15 protein-coding genes and 5 tRNA genes are annotated in these 17,386 nt (G+C 76.2%); 7 read left to right on the top strand and 13 right to left on the bottom strand.

The features are described 5' to 3' along the window. Window positions 1-2: 2 nt before the first annotated feature. Entirely contained in the window at window positions 3-467 is a 465-nt protein-coding gene (locus tag ABZ457_RS18920) for a hypothetical protein (protein ID WP_359158711.1), read from the bottom strand. Window positions 468-674: 207 nt separating this feature from the next. Between ABZ457_RS18920 and ABZ457_RS18915 the strand changes: the two genes are divergently transcribed. Next, window positions 675-1,193 (top strand): DsbA family protein, encoded by a 519-nt coding sequence (locus tag ABZ457_RS18915; RefSeq protein WP_359158710.1) that lies wholly within the window; start codon window positions 675-677, stop codon window positions 1,191-1,193. A 28-nt stretch (window positions 1,194-1,221) separates the two neighbouring features. On the opposite strand, the gene ABZ457_RS18910 is transcribed toward ABZ457_RS18915, so the two are convergent. The 3 genes from ABZ457_RS18910 to ABZ457_RS18900 form a co-directional block, all read right to left on the bottom strand. Beyond that, window positions 1,222-2,064: a GNAT family N-acetyltransferase gene (locus ABZ457_RS18910; protein ID WP_359158709.1), complete on the bottom strand. Its 843-nt coding sequence runs from the start codon at window positions 2,062-2,064 to the stop codon at window positions 1,222-1,224. A gap of 74 nt (window positions 2,065-2,138) precedes the next feature. Next, entirely contained in the window at window positions 2,139-2,963 is an 825-nt protein-coding gene (locus ABZ457_RS18905; protein WP_359158708.1) for an aminodeoxychorismate lyase, read from the bottom strand. Further along, a complete protein-coding gene (locus ABZ457_RS18900) occupies window positions 2,960-4,018 on the bottom strand; it encodes a chorismate-binding protein (RefSeq protein WP_359158707.1) in 1,059 nt (352 codons plus the stop codon). Before ABZ457_RS18900 ends, ABZ457_RS18905 begins: the two co-directional genes overlap by 4 nt. Window positions 4,019-4,198: 180 nt before the next feature. On the opposite strand from ABZ457_RS18900, the gene ABZ457_RS18895 reads away from it, so the two are divergent. From ABZ457_RS18895 to ABZ457_RS18875, 5 genes are all read left to right on the top strand, one after another. Continuing rightward, window positions 4,199-4,271 (top strand) — tRNA-Gly (locus ABZ457_RS18895). A gap of 37 nt (window positions 4,272-4,308) precedes the next feature. Further along, window positions 4,309-4,382, top strand: a tRNA-Cys gene (locus ABZ457_RS18890). A 1-nt stretch (window position 4,383) separates the two neighbouring features. Beyond that, a tRNA-Val gene (locus ABZ457_RS18885) sits at window positions 4,384-4,455 on the top strand. A 23-nt stretch (window positions 4,456-4,478) separates the two neighbouring features. Continuing rightward, a tRNA-Val gene (locus tag ABZ457_RS18880) sits at window positions 4,479-4,550 on the top strand. A gap of 65 nt (window positions 4,551-4,615) precedes the next feature. After that, a tRNA-Val gene (locus tag ABZ457_RS18875) sits at window positions 4,616-4,690 on the top strand. 89 nt (window positions 4,691-4,779) lie between these two features. Here ABZ457_RS18875 and ABZ457_RS18870 read toward each other — a convergent pair. The 4 genes from ABZ457_RS18870 to ABZ457_RS18855 all read right to left on the bottom strand — a co-directional run bounded on the left by ABZ457_RS18870 (window position 4,780) and on the right by ABZ457_RS18855 (window position 7,132). Further along, complete coding sequence (locus ABZ457_RS18870; RefSeq protein WP_359158706.1) at window positions 4,780-5,076, bottom strand: zf-TFIIB domain-containing protein; 297 nt, start codon at window positions 5,074-5,076, stop codon at window positions 4,780-4,782. A 67-nt stretch (window positions 5,077-5,143) separates the two neighbouring features. After that, window positions 5,144-6,133, bottom strand: coding sequence for an aminoglycoside phosphotransferase family protein (locus tag ABZ457_RS18865; protein WP_359158705.1), 990 nt, complete (start codon window positions 6,131-6,133; stop codon window positions 5,144-5,146). Between the two features lie 365 nt (window positions 6,134-6,498). Continuing rightward, the gene (locus tag ABZ457_RS18860) at window positions 6,499-6,681 is read right to left on the bottom strand and encodes a hypothetical protein (protein WP_359158704.1); all 183 of its coding nucleotides are present in this window, start codon (window positions 6,679-6,681) and stop codon (window positions 6,499-6,501) included. A 157-nt stretch (window positions 6,682-6,838) separates the two neighbouring features. Further along, window positions 6,839-7,132 carry a hypothetical protein gene (locus ABZ457_RS18855; RefSeq protein WP_359158703.1) on the bottom strand — a complete coding sequence of 98 codons (294 nt, stop codon included), beginning with the start codon at window positions 7,130-7,132 and terminating at the stop codon, window positions 6,839-6,841. Between the two features lie 229 nt (window positions 7,133-7,361). Between ABZ457_RS18855 and ABZ457_RS18850 the strand changes: the two genes are divergently transcribed. Next, entirely contained in the window at window positions 7,362-8,666 is a 1,305-nt protein-coding gene (locus ABZ457_RS18850; protein WP_359158702.1) for a serine/threonine-protein kinase, read from the top strand. A 29-nt stretch (window positions 8,667-8,695) separates the two neighbouring features. On the opposite strand, the gene ABZ457_RS18845 is transcribed toward ABZ457_RS18850, so the two are convergent. The 5 genes from ABZ457_RS18845 to ABZ457_RS18825 form a co-directional block, all read right to left on the bottom strand. Continuing rightward, window positions 8,696-9,514 carry an RNA methyltransferase gene (locus ABZ457_RS18845; protein WP_359158701.1) on the bottom strand — a complete coding sequence of 273 codons (819 nt, stop codon included), beginning with the start codon at window positions 9,512-9,514 and terminating at the stop codon, window positions 8,696-8,698. Window positions 9,515-9,569: 55 nt separating this feature from the next. Continuing rightward, a complete protein-coding gene (gene cobA / locus ABZ457_RS18840) occupies window positions 9,570-10,799 on the bottom strand; it encodes a uroporphyrinogen-III C-methyltransferase (RefSeq protein ID WP_359158700.1) in 1,230 nt (409 codons plus the stop codon). Between the two features lie 245 nt (window positions 10,800-11,044). Next, window positions 11,045-14,740: a nicotinate-nucleotide--dimethylbenzimidazole phosphoribosyltransferase gene (cobT, locus tag ABZ457_RS18835; RefSeq protein WP_359158699.1), complete on the bottom strand. Its 3,696-nt coding sequence runs from the start codon at window positions 14,738-14,740 to the stop codon at window positions 11,045-11,047. Window positions 14,741-15,119: 379 nt separating this feature from the next. Then, complete coding sequence (gene cbiE, locus ABZ457_RS18830) at window positions 15,120-16,364, bottom strand: precorrin-6y C5,15-methyltransferase (decarboxylating) subunit CbiE (RefSeq protein ID WP_359158698.1); 1,245 nt, start codon at window positions 16,362-16,364, stop codon at window positions 15,120-15,122. A 219-nt stretch (window positions 16,365-16,583) separates the two neighbouring features. Next, window positions 16,584-17,213 carry a GNAT family N-acetyltransferase gene (locus tag ABZ457_RS18825; protein ID WP_359158697.1) on the bottom strand — a complete coding sequence of 210 codons (630 nt, stop codon included), beginning with the start codon at window positions 17,211-17,213 and terminating at the stop codon, window positions 16,584-16,586. Window positions 17,214-17,386 lie beyond the last annotated feature (173 nt).

The following is a 17,386-nucleotide window of genomic DNA, read 5'->3' as shown; positions in this document are numbered from 1 at the left end:
CGTCAGATGCCGTGCTTCTTGAGGATCGCCTCGATGTCGCTGAAGTCGTCGTCCGCGGCGGCGGCCTGCTGCTTCCTGGGGTTCTTCGGGCGGGCCTGCGGGGTCGCGGGCCGGGCGCCGGCGCCCAGGGAGGGGGCCGAGGCGCCGGGCTCGACGGCCTCGTTCCCGCCGCCCGCCGCGGCGGCCCGGCGCTCCTTGCGGGTGGGCACCCCGCGTCGGCGTTCCGCGAAGCGGGTGGTCATGAAGAGCAGCCAGGCCCCGCCGAGCAGGCCGAAGCCGACCCACGCGGAGGGGCTGAAGGCCGTGTCGAAGGCCCACTGCACGGCACCCGTGAGGACCAGGCCCACGGGGACCAGCGAGTAGGCCGCGATCCTGGTCGCGGCGAGGAAGCGCCTGCGGTAGGCGGTGACGGCGGCGATGCCCAGGCCGGCGGCGGACACCGCGGAACAAATGGTCTCGGCAAGCATCCGGTCCTCCAGGCTCGGCGGGCGAGGGTGCGGCTGCGGTGCGGCCGCACCCGCCGTCCCTGCGTCGTCCTCTCCATCCTGCACCGTCCGGCCCCCTCGGGGCCACGGCCGGGGCCCGGCTCAGGGGGATCTCCGGGGCGGCCTCCTCCTCAGGTCCCCGTCGGGTCCTCGTTCGGCGGCGGTCCGCGCTGCTGGAAGACTGGGGCCATGAGCGACTCCACCACCGCCCGCCCCGTCGTCGTCGACGTCTGGTGCGAGCTCCAGTGCCCCGACTGCCACAGCGCCCTGGGCGACGTCCGCGCGCTGCGTGAGCGGTACGGCGACCGGATCGAGCTGCGGCTGCGGCACTTCCCCCTCGAGAAGCACAAGCACGCCTTCGCCGCCGCCCAGGCCGCGGAGGAGGCCGCCGAGCAGGGCAGGGGCTGGCCGTACGCGGAGGCGGTGCTGGCGCGCACGGCCGAGCTGGGCGAGCGCGGGGAGCCGGTCCTGCTGGAGGTCGCGCGTGAACTGGGCCTGGACGCGGAGGAGTTCGACACCGCGCTGATCGACGGCCGGCACATCCTGGCGGTCGACGCCGACCAGGCCGAGGGCAAGGCGATCGGGGTGACGGGCACACCGACGTACGAGGTCGACGGGGTCCGGCTGGACGGGGGCAGGAGCCAGGAGGGGCTGCGCGCCCGGATCGAGGAGATCGTGGACCGGCTGCTGGGCGCCGGGCAGCCGTAGGCGGGGCACGCGGCGCACCCGCCGGGGGTCAGAGGAGCCGTTTGGCGAAGTTGCGGTGGGTGGTGCGGTAGCCGAGGGACTCGTACAGGGTGCCGGCCGGGGTGTTGCCCGCGAAGACATGGAGCCCGACGGTGCCGTGGCCGGCCTCGTGGGCGATCCGCTCGGCGAGGAGCATCAGGGTCCGCCCGTGGCCCCGGCCGCGGTGGGCCTCGGCCACCTCGACGTCGTAGACGTACGCCTCCCGCTCCCCCGCCTCCGTCTCGCGGTCGGCGACCCAGAGGTGGCCCACCTCGGCGCCGTCCGCGTGCAGGTGGTGGAGGTGGGCGCCGGGGGTGGCGGGGCCCTCGGGGAGGAGCCGCTCGTGGACCGTCTCGGAGCGCGCGAGGGCCTCGTCCTCGGGGACGCCGGCGGAGATCCAGTCGCGGGCGTAGTGGCGGACCGCGTGGGCGCGCCAGCGGTCGAAGGCGGCCCGGTCCATGGGGCGCGCCTCGGTGCCGGCGGGGAGGCCGGCGGCGGGCCCGGTGAGCTGTTTGACCATGGTGCGGCCGCGTTCGGTCCAGCCGAGGGCGGCCGCCATCCGCAGGGCGGGCTCCGCGTCGGCGGGCACGGTGGCGCGGGCCTCGGGGCAGTCCCAACCGCGCAGCACCTCCTCGGCGGCGAGGGCGGCGACCGTGCCCCGGCCCCGGCGCCGGTCCGGCTCGTCGATGCGCAGGTCCCGGACGCGGCCGAGGGGGCGCCCCCGGGGCGCGGGGTCGGCGGCGAGCGAGACACCGCCGACCCGGCGGCCGTTCACGCACACGTCGTAGTCGCACGCCCGGCTGCCGGCCGGGTCCTGCCGAATCGGCCCGGTGGGCCGCAGAGTTGTGGTCATCGAGGACTTTCTACCTGCCCGGGGCCCACCTGACACCACCCGGTGGGCTCGGGACACCACCCGGTGGGTTCGGGTCAGCGCGGGTCCGGGTCGGCGGCGGCGCGTTCCTCGAAGACGCGCATGGCCTTGGCGGTGACCGGGCCGGGCCCGGGTGCGAGCTCGCGGTCGTCGACGCGGACGACGGCCTGGACGTCGCGCAGGGTGGAGGTCAGGAAGATCTCCTCCGCCGCGTACAGGGCGTCCAGGGGGAGGTCGGTCTCCCGGGCACCGGTCCATTCCACGGTCAGGGCGCGGGTGATGCCGGCGAGGCAGCCGGAGGCGACGGGCGGAGTGTGCAGTTCGCCGTCGAGGACGAGGAAGACGTTGGAGCCGGTGCCCTCGCAGAGCCGCCCCACGGTGTTGGCGAAGAGGGCCTCGGAGGCGCCGTGTTCGTGGGCGCGGGCGAGGGCGACCACGTTCTCCGCGTACGAGGTGGTCTTGAGGCCGGTCAGGGCGCCGCGCTCGTTGCGGGTCCAGGGGACGGTGACGGCGGCGGTGGTGTCGGGGCGGCGGGTGGTCTCGCCGACGGCGACCACCAGGGTGGGGCCGGCGGTGCCGCGGTCGGAGCCGAGGGGGGAGAGCCCGCCGGTGTAGGTGATCCGCAGCCGGCCGAGCGGCACCGGATCGGCGGCGAGGACGGCCTCGCAGGCGCGGCGGACCTCGTCGTGGTCGGGCTCGGGCAGGCCGAGGCCCCGGGCGGAGCGGGTGAGCCGGTCCAGATGGCGGGTGAGGGCGAAGGGCCGCCCGTGCTCCGCCTTCACGGTCTCGAAGATGCCGTCGCCCACGGTCAGGCCGTGGTCCAGCACGGACACCAGGGCGTTCCCCGCGTCCTTGAGCCCGCCGTCGACCCAGATCCTCATCCCGCAGTCCTTCCGCTCGCCCGGTACGCGCCCGACGCTATCGCGAGCAGCCGGGACGCCTTGAGTTCGGTCTCGGCCCACTCGCGGTCCGGGTCGGAGCCCCAGGTGATCCCCGCGCCGGTGCCGAAGCGGACGGCGGGGCCGCCGGGGGCGGTCCGGTCGAGCCAGAAGGTGCGTATGCCGACCGCCAGCTCGCCGGTTCCCCGGTCGGCGTCGACCCAGCCGATGCCGCCGCAGTAGGGGCCCCGGGGGGCGGTCTCCAGGGCGTCGATGATCCGCAGGGCGCTGGACTTGGGCGCGCCGGTGACCGAGCCGGGCGGGAAGGCGGCGGCCAGCAGTTCGGGCCAGCCGGCCGTGGCGGCCAGCTCACCCCGGACGGTGGAGACCAGGTGGACCAGGCCGGGGTGCTCCTCGACGGCGCAGAGGGCGGGGACGGTGACGCTGCCGGTGGCGCAGACCCGGCCGAGGTCGTTGCGGACCAGGTCCACGATCATCACGTTCTCGGCGTGGTCCTTCTCCAGCAGGTCCCCGGCGGTACGGCCGGTGCCCTTGATCGGGCCGGACTCGACGGTACGGCCGGCGCGGCGGAGGAAGAGCTCGGGGGACGCGGTGGCGATCTCCACACCGTGCGCGGGGAGGCGGATCGTTCCGGCGTAGGGCGCGGGGTTGCCCCGGGCGAGCAGGGCGGTCAGCTCGTCGACGTCCGCGTGGTCCGGTTCGGGGAGCGGGGCGGAGAGGATGCGGCAGAGGTTGGCCTGGTAGACCTCGCCGGCCGCGATGTGCTCCCGGATGCGGCGCACACCTGCCGTGTACGCGGCGCGGTCGAGGGACGACACCCAGTCCTCGGCGGCGGGTCCGCGCCAGCGGCCGGGGACGGGCTCGGGCACCGGCGCGCGGCGCACGTCGCCGAAGCGGGCGCAGGTCAGCCGCCCCTCGAAGTCGGCGGACACCGCCCAGAAACCGGCGGAGTCCAGGGCCGCGGGGTCGCTGGTGACGTCCCGGAGATCCGTGGCGACGAGGGGCCCGAAGCGGGCGAGGGGAGCGAGGTCGTGCACGTCTGCGAGTGTAGGACCGGGCAGGACGCGGGGGTCGGGCGCGGGCGGCGGCGCGGCCCGTGAGCTGCCGCGACGGGCACATACGTCAGCACGCTGCACAAACGCGTTTTTGTCCTGGCCCCGGAATCCGCTAGAGTTCAACACGTCGCCGGGACGCGCAAGCGGACCGGGAAACGACAGGCGGACGTGGCTCAGTTGGTAGAGCATCACCTTGCCAAGGTGAGGGTCGCGAGTTCGAATCTCGTCGTCCGCTCGAGAAACGGGGGATCTTCCCGAACCCCTGCACTCCGGGTGGAGTGGCCGAGAGGCGAGGCAACGGCCTGCAAAGCCGTCTACACGGGTTCAAATCCCGTCTCCACCTCCACGGACGATTAGCTCAGCGGGAGAGCGCTTCCCTGACACGGAAGAGGTCACTGGTTCAATCCCAGTATCGTCCACTGGTCCGGATCTTTCGGACTCCGCGCGATTAGCTCAGCGGGAGAGCGCTTCCCTGACACGGAAGAGGTCACTGGTTCAATCCCAGTATCGCGCACGCAGTGCACGCAGTACGCAGCAGGCAGTGCCCGTGGGGCTTACCCGCGGATCTTCTGCTCCTCTGCGCGATTAGCTCAGCGGGAGAGCGCTTCCCTGACACGGAAGAGGTCACTGGTTCAATCCCAGTATCGCGCACCAGTCGGAGCCCCCGGTCCTTGTGACCGGGGGCTTCGTCGTGCACGCACGCGGTGGGCGCGCGCGTGCCGGGTGTCAGGACGTACCGGGCGTCAGGAGGAGAAGAGCATCCGGCCGAAGCCGCGCTGGCGGTGATGTCCGTGGTGGCCGTGGTGACCATGGTGTCCGTGCTGCGGGGCGCCCCAGGCCGGTGCGGCGGGAGCGGGGGCGGCCGGGTAGGCGCCCGGGGCGGGCGGCGGGGGCTGCTGGACCCACTGCGACTCCAGCCGGGTCAGCGACTCCAGCTCCCCGTAGTCGAGGAATATGCCCCGGCAGCCGCTGCACTGCTCGATCTGGACGCCGTTGCGGTTGTAGGTGTGCATCGCCGCGTGGCACTTGGGACACTGCATCTTCTGCTCAGCCTCTCGCCGTTCGGTCGACGTCACCGGATGCATGCCCGGTGGCGGTGACGTCACCCTACGACGCGCCCTCCGGATCCAACTCGGGTGCGAGTGTCCCGATTCGGGTACAGGTGTCGATCATCTCCCCTTCCACCTCGTCCAGTTGACGGCCTTCGGTGACGGACTTCGCGAGGGCGAGGGCGGCGGTCTGCACCGTGAGCGCCCGGGCGGCGGTGTCCAGTTCGGGCCAGGGGTCGGCGGGGTCGGTGACGGCCGGGCCGCCGGCCTCCGCGTAGGCGCCGAGGAAGCGCTGCCAGGTGGCCGGGGGCAGCAGCCCGGCGGCGAACCAGGCGGCGGGGCGGGCGAGGTCCCAGGTGGGGTCGCCGAGGCCGAGGTCGTCCACGTCGATCAGCAGCCAGTCGCCGCCCTCGGCGGGGTGGCGGACCAGCTGGCCGAGGTGGAGGTCGCCGTGGCACAGGGTGCGGTGGGGGCGCGGGTCCGCCTCGCCGCGGGCCCGGGGCGGGAGCCCGCGCCAGGCCCGGCGGACGCCCTCGGCCGCGGGGTGGTCGCCCGCGGCGGCCTCCATCCGGGCGAGGGCGGCGGCGGCCTTGGCCGGGCCGCGCATGGGCGGGAGGGGGCCGGGGAGGACGGCGGGGTCGACGCGGTGGAGCCGGGCGAGCAGCCGGGCGGCCTCCTCCCACGGGGCCGCGCCGGGGTCGGCGGGATCGACGCGGGTCCCGTACGGCCAGGCGGTGAGGGGCCGGTCGCCCGCAGCCGCCGTGGCCGTCGCCGGGACGGGCAGCGGGGGCAGCAGGATGCCGTGGAGCGCCGGGTGCGCGGCGACGGCGAGACGGACGCGGTGGGCGGCCGGGTCCGTGCCGGGGGCGTGGGCCTTGGCGACGGCCGCCCCGTGCCGGACGACGGTCCCGTCCGGCCGGTCGGCGAGCACGGGAGCGGGGTCGCCTGCGCAGCCCGGGCAGGCGGAACGGGTCCACGCACCGGACCGGGCGGGGTGGGCGGCCTCCCGGGCGAGCCGGGCGAGGCGACGGACGAGGGGGGCGGTCACGCGGGGAGGCTACCGGGGGCGGGGCTGGGCCGAGCCCGAGCGGTCACGGTCCGGTGGGCGACCGGGGCCGGCCGGGCGCGGGCGGGCGCAGCCCGAGCGGTCACGGTCCGGTGGCCGGCCGGCGGGATGCGACCGGGGCCGGGCGGGCGGCCGGAGATTCATGGCTGGGGGGAGTGGGCGGGAGGCGGGCCGAGCGTCGGGCGGCCCGGGATCGCGTGGGGGCGGTGGGCGGGGGCGGGACGCGCGATGGCCGGTCGGCTCCCCAGCCGACCGGCCAAACGCTGCCGTCCGCCGCACCCCCGTCCCCACGGGGCTGTGGCCCGATGTCCCCGGCCCGGACCGCTCTTCCGGGCCCGGGGCGCCTCTCAGCGCCCCAGCATCATGCCTACGGACGACGCCTGTGCGACCACCGCGTCCCAGCCGCCGAAGACGACCACCAGCAGTGCCGCCAGGGGAAGGACCATGGCCGTGGCCACCAGCGGGTGGCGTGTGCCGCCCGGGCGAACGCCGAGCTCGGCGTATGCCTTGCGCGTTGCCGTGTCGGCCATGGTCCTTCTCCTGTCATGTGGGCAGCGGCGGGCGTCTTGCCTCGGGGGACGAGTGCTGCACCCGCCGCTTGAGGACAACACTAGGGAAACGGGACGGCCCGGGCGTCATGCCCGCGTACCGATTGACCGGCCTCCCCGAGGATGAGCCGCGCCCCGGTCACGTACTCCCCTGGGTGGAGACGCGCGCCCGGGACCCCGGGTCTTCCCCGAGGGGACGCCCGCCCTCCTGCTCGGTCTCCCGGGGGACGGGCTGCTCGACGAGCGCCAGCACCCGGTTCGCCATGAAGCGGGCAGTGCGCACGACAGTGCCCGATCTCGTGACTTCGCTCACTTCGACCACCCCCCGCCGGACCGCCGTCTCCACCCTGCGGCCCGCCCGGCTTGCCACCACTTCGTACGTCCGGGTCGTGTCACCCGCGTCCACCACTATCTCCACGCGGTCGCCCTTCATTGATCCAATCCCCCTTCTGCGACGGTCCGTTGAGATCTCGCACGGGCCCGGGGAGAGGGATCCGCCCTCCCCTGACCACTCCTCAATTCTCCCACCGGGCACTGACAATCGATCCGCGCGCGAGGGCGCGGCCTATGAGCGCACCGGCGCGGGGGCACATAAGCTGTGGCCCGTCAGACCGAGTGACCGGGCAGCGGGGTGGGGCTCCCACCGAGGTAGGGGACGGACGATGGCGATGATGCGGCTCCGGCGCGAGGACCCGCGTGTCGTCGGCTCGTTCAGGCTGCACCGCAGGCTCGGGGCGGGCGGGATGGGCGTCGTCTATCTGGGGTCCGACCGCAAGGGCCAGCGGGTCGCGCTGAAGGTGATCCGGCCGGATCTGGCGGAGGACCAGGAGTTCCGTTCCCGCTTCGCGCGCGAGGTGTCGGCGGCCCGGCGGATCCGGGGCGGGTGCACCGCGCGGCTGGTGGCGGCGGACCTGGAGGCGGACCGCCCCTGGTTCGCGACCCAGTACGTGCCGGGCCCCTCGCTGCACGACAAGGTCGTCGAGGAGGGCCCGCTGCGGGCCGCGGACACGGCCGCCGTGGGCGCCGCCCTCTCCGAGGGGCTGGTCGCGGTCCACGAGGCCGGGGTGGTGCACCGGGACCTGAAGCCGTCGAACATCCTGCTCTCCCCCAAGGGCCCGCGCATCATCGACTTCGGCATCGCCTGGGCGACGGGCGCGAGCACGCTGACCCATGTGGGGACGGCCGTCGGCTCACCGGGCTTCCTCGCGCCCGAGCAGGTCCGCGGCGCGGCGGTCACCCCCGCGACGGACGTGTTCGCGCTGGGCGCCACCCTGGCGTACGCGGCGATGGGCGACTCCCCCTTCGGGCACGGCAGTTCCGAGGTGATGCTCTACCGCGTGGTGCACGAGGAACCGCATCTCCAGGGTGTGCCCGACGCGCTGGCCCCGCTGGTGGCCGCCTGTCTGGCCAAGGATCCGGAGGAGCGGCCGAGCACCCTCCAGTTGTCCATGCGGCTGAAGGAGATCGCGGCCCGTGAGGCGCAGGGCCTGCACGACAGCCGCCCCCCCGCCCCGAGGGACCGGGAGCGCGAGCGGGAGCGGGCGGAGCTGAGCCACCCCACCGCGCGCTACACCGAGCGGACGGAACGCGCCGAGCGCACGGAGCGTGCCGAGCGCGGAACGGGCCGGGGCGAGCGTCACACGGGCGGCCGCGGTGAGCGGGCGGAGCACGGGGAGCGGCGCACCGGCGGCTCCTCGGTGCCGCGTCCCTCCTCGTCGCGGACGGGAAGCGGTGCCCGGGCGCACCCGTCGCGGCCGGGCGGCCGGACCAGCGGGGGCCGCACGGGCGGCGGCCGGGGCACCGAGGGCCGCACGGGCGGACGCCCGGGGACGCGGCCCGGCGGCGCGCGCACGACCTCGACGGGCCGGCGGCCGGCCAATCCCCGGCTGCTGCGCCAGCGCATCGTGGTCTTCTTCGTGGTGACCCTGATCGTGGCGCTGGGGATCGCGGCCCTCCAGCAGCTCTGAGCCGGTGGCGGCACGGCGGCCGCACCGGGTCAGGCGGTGGGCCGGCCCGCGGTGACCGCGTAGAAGGCGACGGCCGCCGCGGCGCCCACGTTGAGGGAGTCGACGCCGTGGGCCATCGGGATGCGGACCCGCTCGTCGGCCGCGCGCTGGGCCCTCGCGGTGAGGCCGTCGCCCTCGGCGCCGAGCATCAGGGCCACCTTCTCCAGCCGGTGCGGGGCCAGTTCGTCGAGGGGCACGGCCGTCTCGTCGGGGGTGAGGGCGAGGAGGGTGCAGCCCGCCTCGCGGACGGCGGCGAGGTCGGCGGGCCAGGTGGCGAGCCGGGCGTAGGGGACGGCGAAGACCGCGCCCATGGAGACCTTCACGGAGCGGCGGTAGAGGGGGTCGGCGCAGTCCGGGGAGAGGAGTACGGCGTCCATGCCGAGGGCGGCGGCGCTGCGGAAGATCGCGCCGATGTTGGTGTGGTCGTTGACCGCCTCCATGACGGCCACCCGGCGGGCGGAGCGCAGGAGTTCGGCGGCGTCGGGCAGGGGCCTGCGCTGCATGGAGGCGAGCGCGCCGCGGTGGACGTGGTAGCCGGTGACGCGTTCGGCGAGGGCGGGCTCCACCACGTACACCGGGGCGCCGACGGCGTCGATGACGTCGCGCATGGCCTCGGTCCACTTCGCGGAGAGCAGCATGGACCGCATGGCGTACCCGGCCTCCAGGGCCCGCCGGATCACCTTCTCGCCCTCGGCGATGAACAGGCCCTCGGCGGGCTCCCGGCGGCGGCGGAGTTCGACGTCGGTCAGGCCGGTGTAGTCGGCCAGCCGGGGGTCGTCCGGGTCGTCGACGGTGATCACTTCGGCCACGGGGTCACTGCTTTCTCGGTGGTGCGTGGGGCGGGGGGGGCTGGGTCGCGGGGGCTCAGGCGAGGGGCGGGACGCCGACGCCGACCACGTCGCCGACGACGATGACGGCCGGCGGGCGGACCTCCTCGGCGCGGACGACCTCGGCGACGGTGGCCAGGGTCGCGTCCACCCGCCGCTGGGCGGTGGTGGTGCCCTCCTGGACGAGGGCGACCCGGGTGCCGGGCGCCTTGCCGTGGGCGACCAGGGCCTCCGCGATGGCGCCGATCTTGTCGACACCCATCAGGATCACCAGGGTGCCGGTCAGCTTGGCGAGGGAGGCCCAGTCGACGAGCGAACGCGGGTCCTCGGGGGCGACATGGCCGCTGACGACGGTGAACTCATGGGCCACGCCCCGGTGGGTGACGGGGATGCCGGCGGCGGAGGGCACCGAGATGGAACTGGAGATCCCGGGCACGACGGTGCAGGGGATGCCGGCCTCGGCCAGTGCCTGGGCCTCCTCCATGCCCCGGCCGAAGACATAGGGGTCGCCGCCCTTGAGGCGGACGACCGTCTTCCCGGCCTTGGCGTGCTCGATCAGGGCGTTGTTGATGGCCTCCTGGGCCATGAACCGGCCGTAGGGGATCTTCGCCGCGTCGATCACCTCGACATGGGGCGGGAGTTCGTCGAGCAGGTCGCGGGGGCCGAGCCGGTCGGCGATGACCACGTCGGCCTCGGCGAGCAGCCGCCGGCCGCGCACGGTGATCAGGTCGGGGTCGCCGGGGCCGCCGCCGACGAGGGCGACGGAGGGGGCCTTGTCGCGGCGGTGCGGGGCGGCGAGGGTGCCGTCGCGGAGCCCTTCCACGATCGCGTCCCGGACGGCGGCGGAGCGGCGCGGGTCGCGGCCGGTGAGCACGGCGACGGTGACGCCCTCGCTGCGGCCGGTGGCCGGGGTCCAGGCGGTGGCGGCCTCGGCGTCGTCGCTGCGCACGCACCAGACGCGGGCGGCCTCGGCGGCCTCGGAGATCCGGGCCGCGGCCCGCGGGTCGCTGACGGCGACGAGGACGTACCAGGCGCCGTCGAGGTCGCCGTCCTCGTAGCGGCGCCGGACCCAGGTGATCTCGCCGGCCGCGGCCATCGCCTCGACGGAGGGGGTGGCGGAGGGCGAGACCAGGGTGACCCGGGCGCCCGCCGCGACGAGGGCCGGCAGCCGGCGCTGGGCGACCTGGCCGCCGCCGACGACGACGACATGCCGCCCGGACAGGCGGAGTCCGACGGGGTACGCGGGGTGCTCGGCGGGCTCGGGCATGGCGGTGCGGCTCCTCGTGCGGGGTGATGCGTGGCGGGGCCGCTGCGGCGGTGGAGCGGCTGGTGGGACGCCGGTGGGGGCGGGCCGGGGACCGGGGGACGCGGACACGGCCTGGGCACCAGAGTACGGGTGCGGCGGCGGGGCACCGGGTGCGGCCCGGCGCTTTTGCGCAGGCCGGGCGGGTCCTCGCGCCGCCCGGACGGGCCGGGTGGCGCGAGGACGGCCGGGCGGCGCGGCGGCCGGGGCTACTTCTCGGTGACCCCGGCGCTGTCGAAGGTCGCCACCTCGTGCATCGCGCGGGCCGCGCTCTGCACGATCGGCAGCGCCAGCAGGGCGCCGGTGCCCTCGCCGAGCCGGAGGTCCAGGTCGACCAGCGGGCGCAGGCCCAGCTTGCCCAGGGCGGCGACATGGCCGGGCTCGGCGCTGCGGTGGCCCGCGATGCAGGCGGCCAGCGCCTCCGGGGCGATCGCCCGCGCGACGAGGGCGGCCGCACCGGTGCTCACACCGTCCAGGACGACCGGGGTGCGCAGCGAGGCGCCGCCCAGGATGAGGCCGACCAGGGCGCAGTGCTCCAGACCGCCGACGGCGGCGAGGACGCCGACGGGGTCGGCCGGGTCGGGCCGGTGGAGTTCCAGGGCGCGGCGGACGACGTCGACCTTGCGGGCGTGCATCTCGTCGTTGATGCCGGTCCCCCGGCCGGTGATCTCGGCGGGGTCGGCACCCGTGTAGACGGAGATCAGCGCGGCGGAGGTGGTGGTGTTGGCGATGCCCATCTCGCCGGTGAGCAGGGCCTTGTTGCCGGCGGCCACCAGGTCGCGCGCGGTCTCGATGCCGACCTCGATGGCGGCCAGCACCTCCTCGCGGGTGAGCGCGGGCCCGGTGGTGAAGTCGGCGGTCCCGGCGCGCACCTTGCGGGGCAGCAGACCGGGGGTGGCGGGCAGGTCGGCGGCCACGCCGACGTCCACGACGCAGACCTCGGCGCCGACCTGCTGGGCGAAGGCGTTGCACACCGCTCCCCCGCCGAGGAAGTTGGCGACCATCTGGCCGGTGACCTCCTGGGGCCAGGCCGTGACGCCCTGGGCGTGCACGCCGTGGTCCCCGGCGAAGATCGCCACGGCGGCGGGCTCCGGAACGGGCGGCGGGCACATCCGGGACAGGCCGGACAGCTGCGCGGAGATGATCTCCAGCATGCCGAGGGCACCGGCCGGCTTCGTCATCCGCTTCTGGCGCTCCCACGCCTCGCCGAGGGCCTTGGCGTCCAACGGGCGGATGGCGGTGACGGTCTCCTGGAGGAGGTCGTGCGGCTCCTCACCGGGCAGGGCGCGGCGGCCGTAGGTCTCCTCGTGGACGACCCAGGAGAGCGGGCGGCGCTTGGACCAGCCCGCCTGCATCAGCTCGGGTTCCTCCGGGAACTCGTCGACGTAGCCGACGCAGAGGTAGGCGACGACCTCCAGGTGGTCGGGGAGGCCGAGGGTGCGGACCATCTCGCGCTCGTCGAAGAACGAGACCCAGCCGACGCCGAGGCCCTCGGCGCGGGCGGCGAGCCACAGGTTCTCCACGGCGAGGGCCGAGGAGTAGGGCGCCATCTGGGGCTGGGTGTGGCGGCCGAGGGTGTGGCGGCCGCCGCGGGTGGGGTCGGCGGTGACGACGATGTTGACCGGAGTGTCGAGGATCGCCTCGATCTTCAGTTCCTTGAACTGCTTGGCCCGGCCCTTGGGCAGCGACTCGGCGTACGCCTCGCGCTGGCTCTGGGCGAGTTCGTGCATGGTGCGCCGGGTCTCGGCGGAGCGGATGACCACGAAGTCCCAGGGCTGGGAGTGGCCGACGCTCGGCGCGGTGTGCGCGGCTTCGAGGACCCGGAGCAGGACCTCGTGCGGGATGGGGTCGCTGCGGAAGCCGTTGCGGATGTCCCGGCGTTCGCGCATGACCCTCAGGACGGCCTCGCGCTCGGCCTCGTCGTACCCGGGGGCGGGAGGGCCGGTGGGGGTGACGGGCTCGGGCTCGGCGGGGGCGGTTTCCTCGGCGCGGGCGGTTTCCTCGGCGGTGGGCGCGGCCTGCGGCGCGGGGGCGGGCTCGGGCTGCGGCTCGGCGGGGGCTTCCGGAGCGGGGTCCGGGGTGGGGTCCGCGCCGGCGTCCGCCTCGGGGGCGGGTTCGGGGGCGGGTTCCGGCTCGGGGGCGTCGGCCGCAGGCGCGGGGGCGGGCTGCGGCTCGGGCGCGACCTCGGCGGCGGGGGCCGGGTCCGTGGCGGGGGCCCCCGGGGTGGCGTCTCCGGCCGGAACGGCGGACTCCGGGGCAGCGGTCACCTCGGGGGCGGGGACGGCCTCGGGGGCGGCGGCCTCCGGGGCGGGCTCGGCGGCCGGGGCGAGGGCCTGCTCCGGGGTGGCGGGGACGGGCGCGGGCTGGGACTGGGCGCCCTGGAGGGGCAGTGCGTCGGCCTCCGGAGCGGGCGCGGGGGCCTCGGCGGTGACGGGGGGCGCGTCCGGAACGGGGACGGCCTGGGCCTCGGCGGCGGGCGGCAGGTCGGCCGGGTCCGGGGCGGCGGCGGGCGTCTCGGGCTCCGCTTCCGTGGCGGGCGGCGCTGCGGGCGCCTCCGCCTGGGCCGGCACGGCCGCGTCGGCCACGGCGGCCGCGGCCGGTGCGGCGGGCTCGCCCGCGCGGGGGGCGGGGACGGCGGGCTCGGCGGGCGGCGCGGGGGCCTCGGCCATGGCCGCCTCCGGCGTCACGGCGGCCGGGGCGACCGTTTCCGCGGCCGCTTCGGGGACCGGGGCCGCGGGGGCCTCCGGGGGCTGCGGGTCCCACGGGGCACCGGCCTGCGGCGGAATGTCACCGAGGGACGGGCCCGGCAGGTGGGCACCGGGCTCCTCGCGGGGCACGTCCAGGTACTCGACGCCCGTCGCGCCCTGCGGCGCCGGGGCATGGGGGACGACGATCGGGTGCGGCGGGGTCGACCCTGCGGGCCCCCGGTCCGCGAGCGAGCGCACCAGGGAGTTCGCCGGGTCCGGGACCGGCGGGCCCATGTGCAGGGGCCGGCGCGCGGGCGGCGGGGTCGCCATGGCGGAGGTGGCGGCCGCCGGGGTGCGGACGGCACCCAGGTCGACGGCGCCGGAGTCCCGGCCGCCCGTCTCGTGCGCCCCGGGCTCGTGCGCGGCGGGGTCCGGTACCGCTTCGGGGGACTGCGGGGCGGCGGCCTCGGCCACCGGCGCGGCGGGGGCGGGCTCGGGGGCCTGCGCGTCGGCGGGCTCGGCGGCTGCCGGGGCGACCGGCTCCTCCCCCGCGTCCGGAGCTTCCGGCGCGGGCTGTGCCGGGACCGGCTCCGGGGCGGCGGCGGCATCGACGGCCACGGCCTCCGGCGCGACACCCGGCACGACCGACATCGTCCCCTGCACCTGGGCGAGCGAGTCGCCCGGCGCGGCCTGCGCGTACTGCGCCTCGGCCGCCTGCGCGTACTCGTCCCGGGCGTACCGCGCCTCCGGGCCGCCACCGGCCGGGTCCTGGGCGTATCCGGCTCCGGCGGGCGGCTGCGGGGCGGGGGTCACCTCGGTGAACTCCGGTGCGGCGGGCGTCTGCCAGGCCTCCGCCGGCGCGGGCACACCGGCCTCCTGGGCGGGGGCGGGCCGGGGACCCGCCGGGTACTCGGCGCCGTACTGCGGGGCCGCCGCGACGGGCTGCTGCTGGTGCTGCCCCTGGTGCTGAACGGAAGCCTGCGCCGCCACGTACTGGTCCACGAGGGAGCCGTGCGGCGGGGTCGCGGCCGGTGCGGCGGCGGTGTGCTCGCTCCAGGCGCCCTGGGCGCCCGGCATGAGCAGCAGATCGTCTTCCTCGGCGGTGTGCCCGGAGGGTTCGAGGTAGGTGTACGCGCCGGGGGCGGGGACGCCCGGCTGCTCCACCATGCCTGCGTTCTCCGGCTGCCCCTCGCCCGGGACCTGGCCGGTGTCGGTCATGCGTACCCCTCGCCCATCGGTATAGCTCCTTCGCCCGTCGCCCGGGGCGTCCGACCGGCACACCTGACGCCCGTGAACTTCTAACGAGCGTGTGCGCCGCGCGGCACGTTCGGCCCCCGACCTCTGCATTGTGGCCGTCGTTCGCGACCTCGGCGGCAAGATCCGCCACGGTGCGCTGTGGGCTGCGCCACGTCGCGCGTCCCCCCGGTCCCGGCGTACCACGAAGCGGAGTCAAAGCGACCCCTTTTTCCGGACATTGGCGAACCAAACGACGAACACCCGGCTGCGGTACGACGATCGGCCAGCCTACCGCGCTGTGCCGCTGTGGGGGGATTGGGGCCGAGTGACGGGCGGGACCCGATTCGCGGGTCCGGTCCGCCTACGCCCCCGCTTGGGCGGCCGCTTCCGGGTGCCGTCCGCAGAGGAGGAAGACGACGGTGCGTTCGCGTTCGCTCCAGTCGGCGGTGTCGAGATCGACGGACTGGAGCAGGGCGCACTCCACCGCGTAGCCCCCGGCGGCGAGGGCGGTGCCGATGGCCTCGGCCTCGTCGCGGGTGGAGGCGTGGGTGACGATCCGCGCCGGCCGGCGGTCGGCGACGGCGCCGACCACGGGGACCCCGCCGCCGCCGATGCGGACCACGTCCGGTTCGGGGAGGCGTTCCAGGACGTGCGGGGCCGCGCCCTGGACGACCTGGAGCTGGACGCCGAGGTGCCGGGCCGCGTCCCGGGTGCGGCCGCAGGCGTCCGGGTCGGCGTCGACGGCGATGACGGCGGCGCCGAAGCCGGCCGCCTCGGCGGCGAGCGCTCCGCCGCCGCAGCCGATGTCCCAGACGAGGTCGCCGGTGCGGGGGCCGAGGCGGGCGAGCTGGGCGGCGCGCAGTCCGGGCTGCTCGCCCTCCCCCGCCGGGCGCGGGGTCCCGTCGGCCGCGCGCAGGGCCCAGCCGCGCAGCGCGGGCGGGTAGCCGGGGGCGTGGCCGGCGATCCATCCGGCGCCGGTGCGGGAGGAGCCGGGGACGGTGCCCCCGCCGCCGACGACGATCACCACGTTGGGGTCGCGCCAGGCGTGGTCGGCGGCCTTGTCGGAGGTGAGGACGGTGACCTGCTCCCGGTCGGTGCCGAGTTCCTCGCAGATGACGAAGGTGCGGTGGACGCCGTCGAGGAGAAGGGCGAGTTCGGCGGGGCCGGCGCCGGGGGACGTGAGGACGGCGACCTTGGGGTACGCGCGGCAGACGTTGACGGCCCGGCGCAGGGTGCGGCGGTGGGCGACGACGATCTGCGCGTCGTCCCAGGGCATCCCGGCGCGGGCGAAGGCGGCCGCGACGGCGGAGACGGCGGGCACCACCTCGACCTCAAGACCGTGCTCCGGTGCGCGCAGGGTGCGGACCACGCCGAAGAAGCCGGGGTCGCCGTCGGCGAGGACGACGGCGCTGCCGCGGTGCCCGGCGATCCGGCGGGCGGCGAGGTCGACGCTGCCGAGGCGGATACGTTCGGCGGTGGGCGGGACCTCGGGCAGGGCCAGGTGGTGGGGGGCTCCGGCCACCAGAGTGGCGGCGGAGAGCGCGGAGGTGGCCGCCCGGGTGAGTGGCGAACCGTCCCATCCGATCACCGTGACCCGGTCGGCCATCGCGTCAGTCTCCTGGAGGTGTTGCAGGCGGGGGGTGCGGGCGCGGGCGCGGGCGGGGGTGCCCGTCGGAGGTGTCGTGGAGGGGTGTCCCGCACGGCGAGAGTACCGGTCGCGGGGCGGGCGGCCGGAGGGGGTCCGGCCGGGGTCGGTTCCGGCCGGGGTCGGTTCCGGTCGGTTCCGGTCGGTGTCGGTTCCGGCCGGGTGCGCGCCGGGCCGGGGTCAGTTCCAGTCGGTGTAGGAGGAGTACCCGGCCTCGGCCATGCGGTCGGCCTCCAGGTCCTCGGGGAGGAGGCTCCACACGATGAGGTCGGTGCGGGACTCCTCCCAGCCGCCGCCGTCGGCCGGGGTGCGGACGGTCCAGGCGTTGCGCAGGACGCCTTCGCTGATGCAGCCGATCTTCTGGGCGACCTGCTGGGAGGCGGTGTTGCCGGCGGCGGTCCGCAGCTCCAGCCGCTCGAAGCGGCGGTCGCGGAAGAGCCACTGGGCGACGGCGAGCAGGGACTCGGTGGCGTATCCCTCGCCGCGGGCCCAGGGGGCGGTGACATAGCCGGCCTCGGTGGCGAGGATGCGCCAGTCGGTGTTGCGCAGATGGACGGTGCCGACGAGGCGCTGGGTGAGGAACTCGGTCACCGCAAAGACGATTCCCCGCCCGGAGGCGCGTTCCTCGGGCGCGAAGCGGCGGACCCAGTCCTCGGCGTCACCGGCGGTGTAGGGGTGGGGGACGGTGGTCCACGCGGTGACCATCTCGTCGTTCATCATCTCGGTGTGGGCCGGGATGTCGGCGTCCTCGAAGGGGCGCAGCACCAACCGCTCCGTGCTGATGGACACGTCCGGGAAGGTGTGAGTCATGCGCTGCTCCATGCCGGGACCGCCGGTGGTCGTTGCGTGAGGGTGTCGTGGCGTGAGGTGCCGTTGCCGTAGCCGTGAGGACACAGCATGCAACACCGCCCGCGGGCGGTGCATGGCCGGGTCCGGGCACGACGCGGCCCCGCGCACCATGATCGGTGCCCGGGGCCGGCGTC

This window comes from Streptomyces sp. NPDC005805, from assembly GCF_040630445.1.
Taxonomy (GTDB): Bacteria; Actinomycetota; Actinomycetes; order Streptomycetales; family Streptomycetaceae; genus Streptomyces.
The sequence above is the reverse complement of the archived record's forward strand: the minus strand, read 5'-3'. Positions and strand labels throughout refer to the sequence as shown.

Excerpts from the sequence above, each read along its gene's own strand:
- ABZ457_RS18920 (WP_359158711.1), bottom strand. The coding sequence starts at position 467 with ATGCTTGCCGAGACCATTTGTTCCGCGGTGTCCGCCGCCGGCCTGGGC.
- ABZ457_RS18915 (WP_359158710.1), top strand. The coding sequence starts at position 675 with ATGAGCGACTCCACCACCGCCCGCCCCGTCGTCGTCGACGTCTGGTGC.
- ABZ457_RS18910 (WP_359158709.1), bottom strand. The coding sequence starts at position 2,064 with ATGACCACAACTCTGCGGCCCACCGGGCCGATTCGGCAGGACCCGGCC.
- ABZ457_RS18905 (WP_359158708.1), bottom strand. The coding sequence starts at position 2,963 with ATGAGGATCTGGGTCGACGGCGGGCTCAAGGACGCGGGGAACGCCCTG.
- ABZ457_RS18870 (WP_359158706.1), bottom strand. The coding sequence starts at position 5,076 with ATGCAGTGTCCCAAGTGCCACGCGGCGATGCACACCTACAACCGCAAC.
- ABZ457_RS18860 (WP_359158704.1), bottom strand. The coding sequence starts at position 6,681 with ATGGCCGACACGGCAACGCGCAAGGCATACGCCGAGCTCGGCGTTCGC.
- ABZ457_RS18855 (WP_359158703.1), bottom strand. The coding sequence starts at position 7,132 with ATGAAGGGCGACCGCGTGGAGATAGTGGTGGACGCGGGTGACACGACC.
- ABZ457_RS18850 (WP_359158702.1), top strand. The coding sequence starts at position 7,362 with ATGGCGATGATGCGGCTCCGGCGCGAGGACCCGCGTGTCGTCGGCTCG.
- cobA (WP_359158700.1), bottom strand. The coding sequence starts at position 10,799 with ATGCCCGAGCCCGCCGAGCACCCCGCGTACCCCGTCGGACTCCGCCTG.
- cobT (WP_359158699.1), bottom strand. The coding sequence starts at position 14,740 with ATGACCGACACCGGCCAGGTCCCGGGCGAGGGGCAGCCGGAGAACGCA.
- cbiE (WP_359158698.1), bottom strand. The coding sequence starts at position 16,364 with ATGGCCGACCGGGTCACGGTGATCGGATGGGACGGTTCGCCACTCACC.
- ABZ457_RS18825 (WP_359158697.1), bottom strand. The coding sequence starts at position 17,213 with ATGACTCACACCTTCCCGGACGTGTCCATCAGCACGGAGCGGTTGGTG.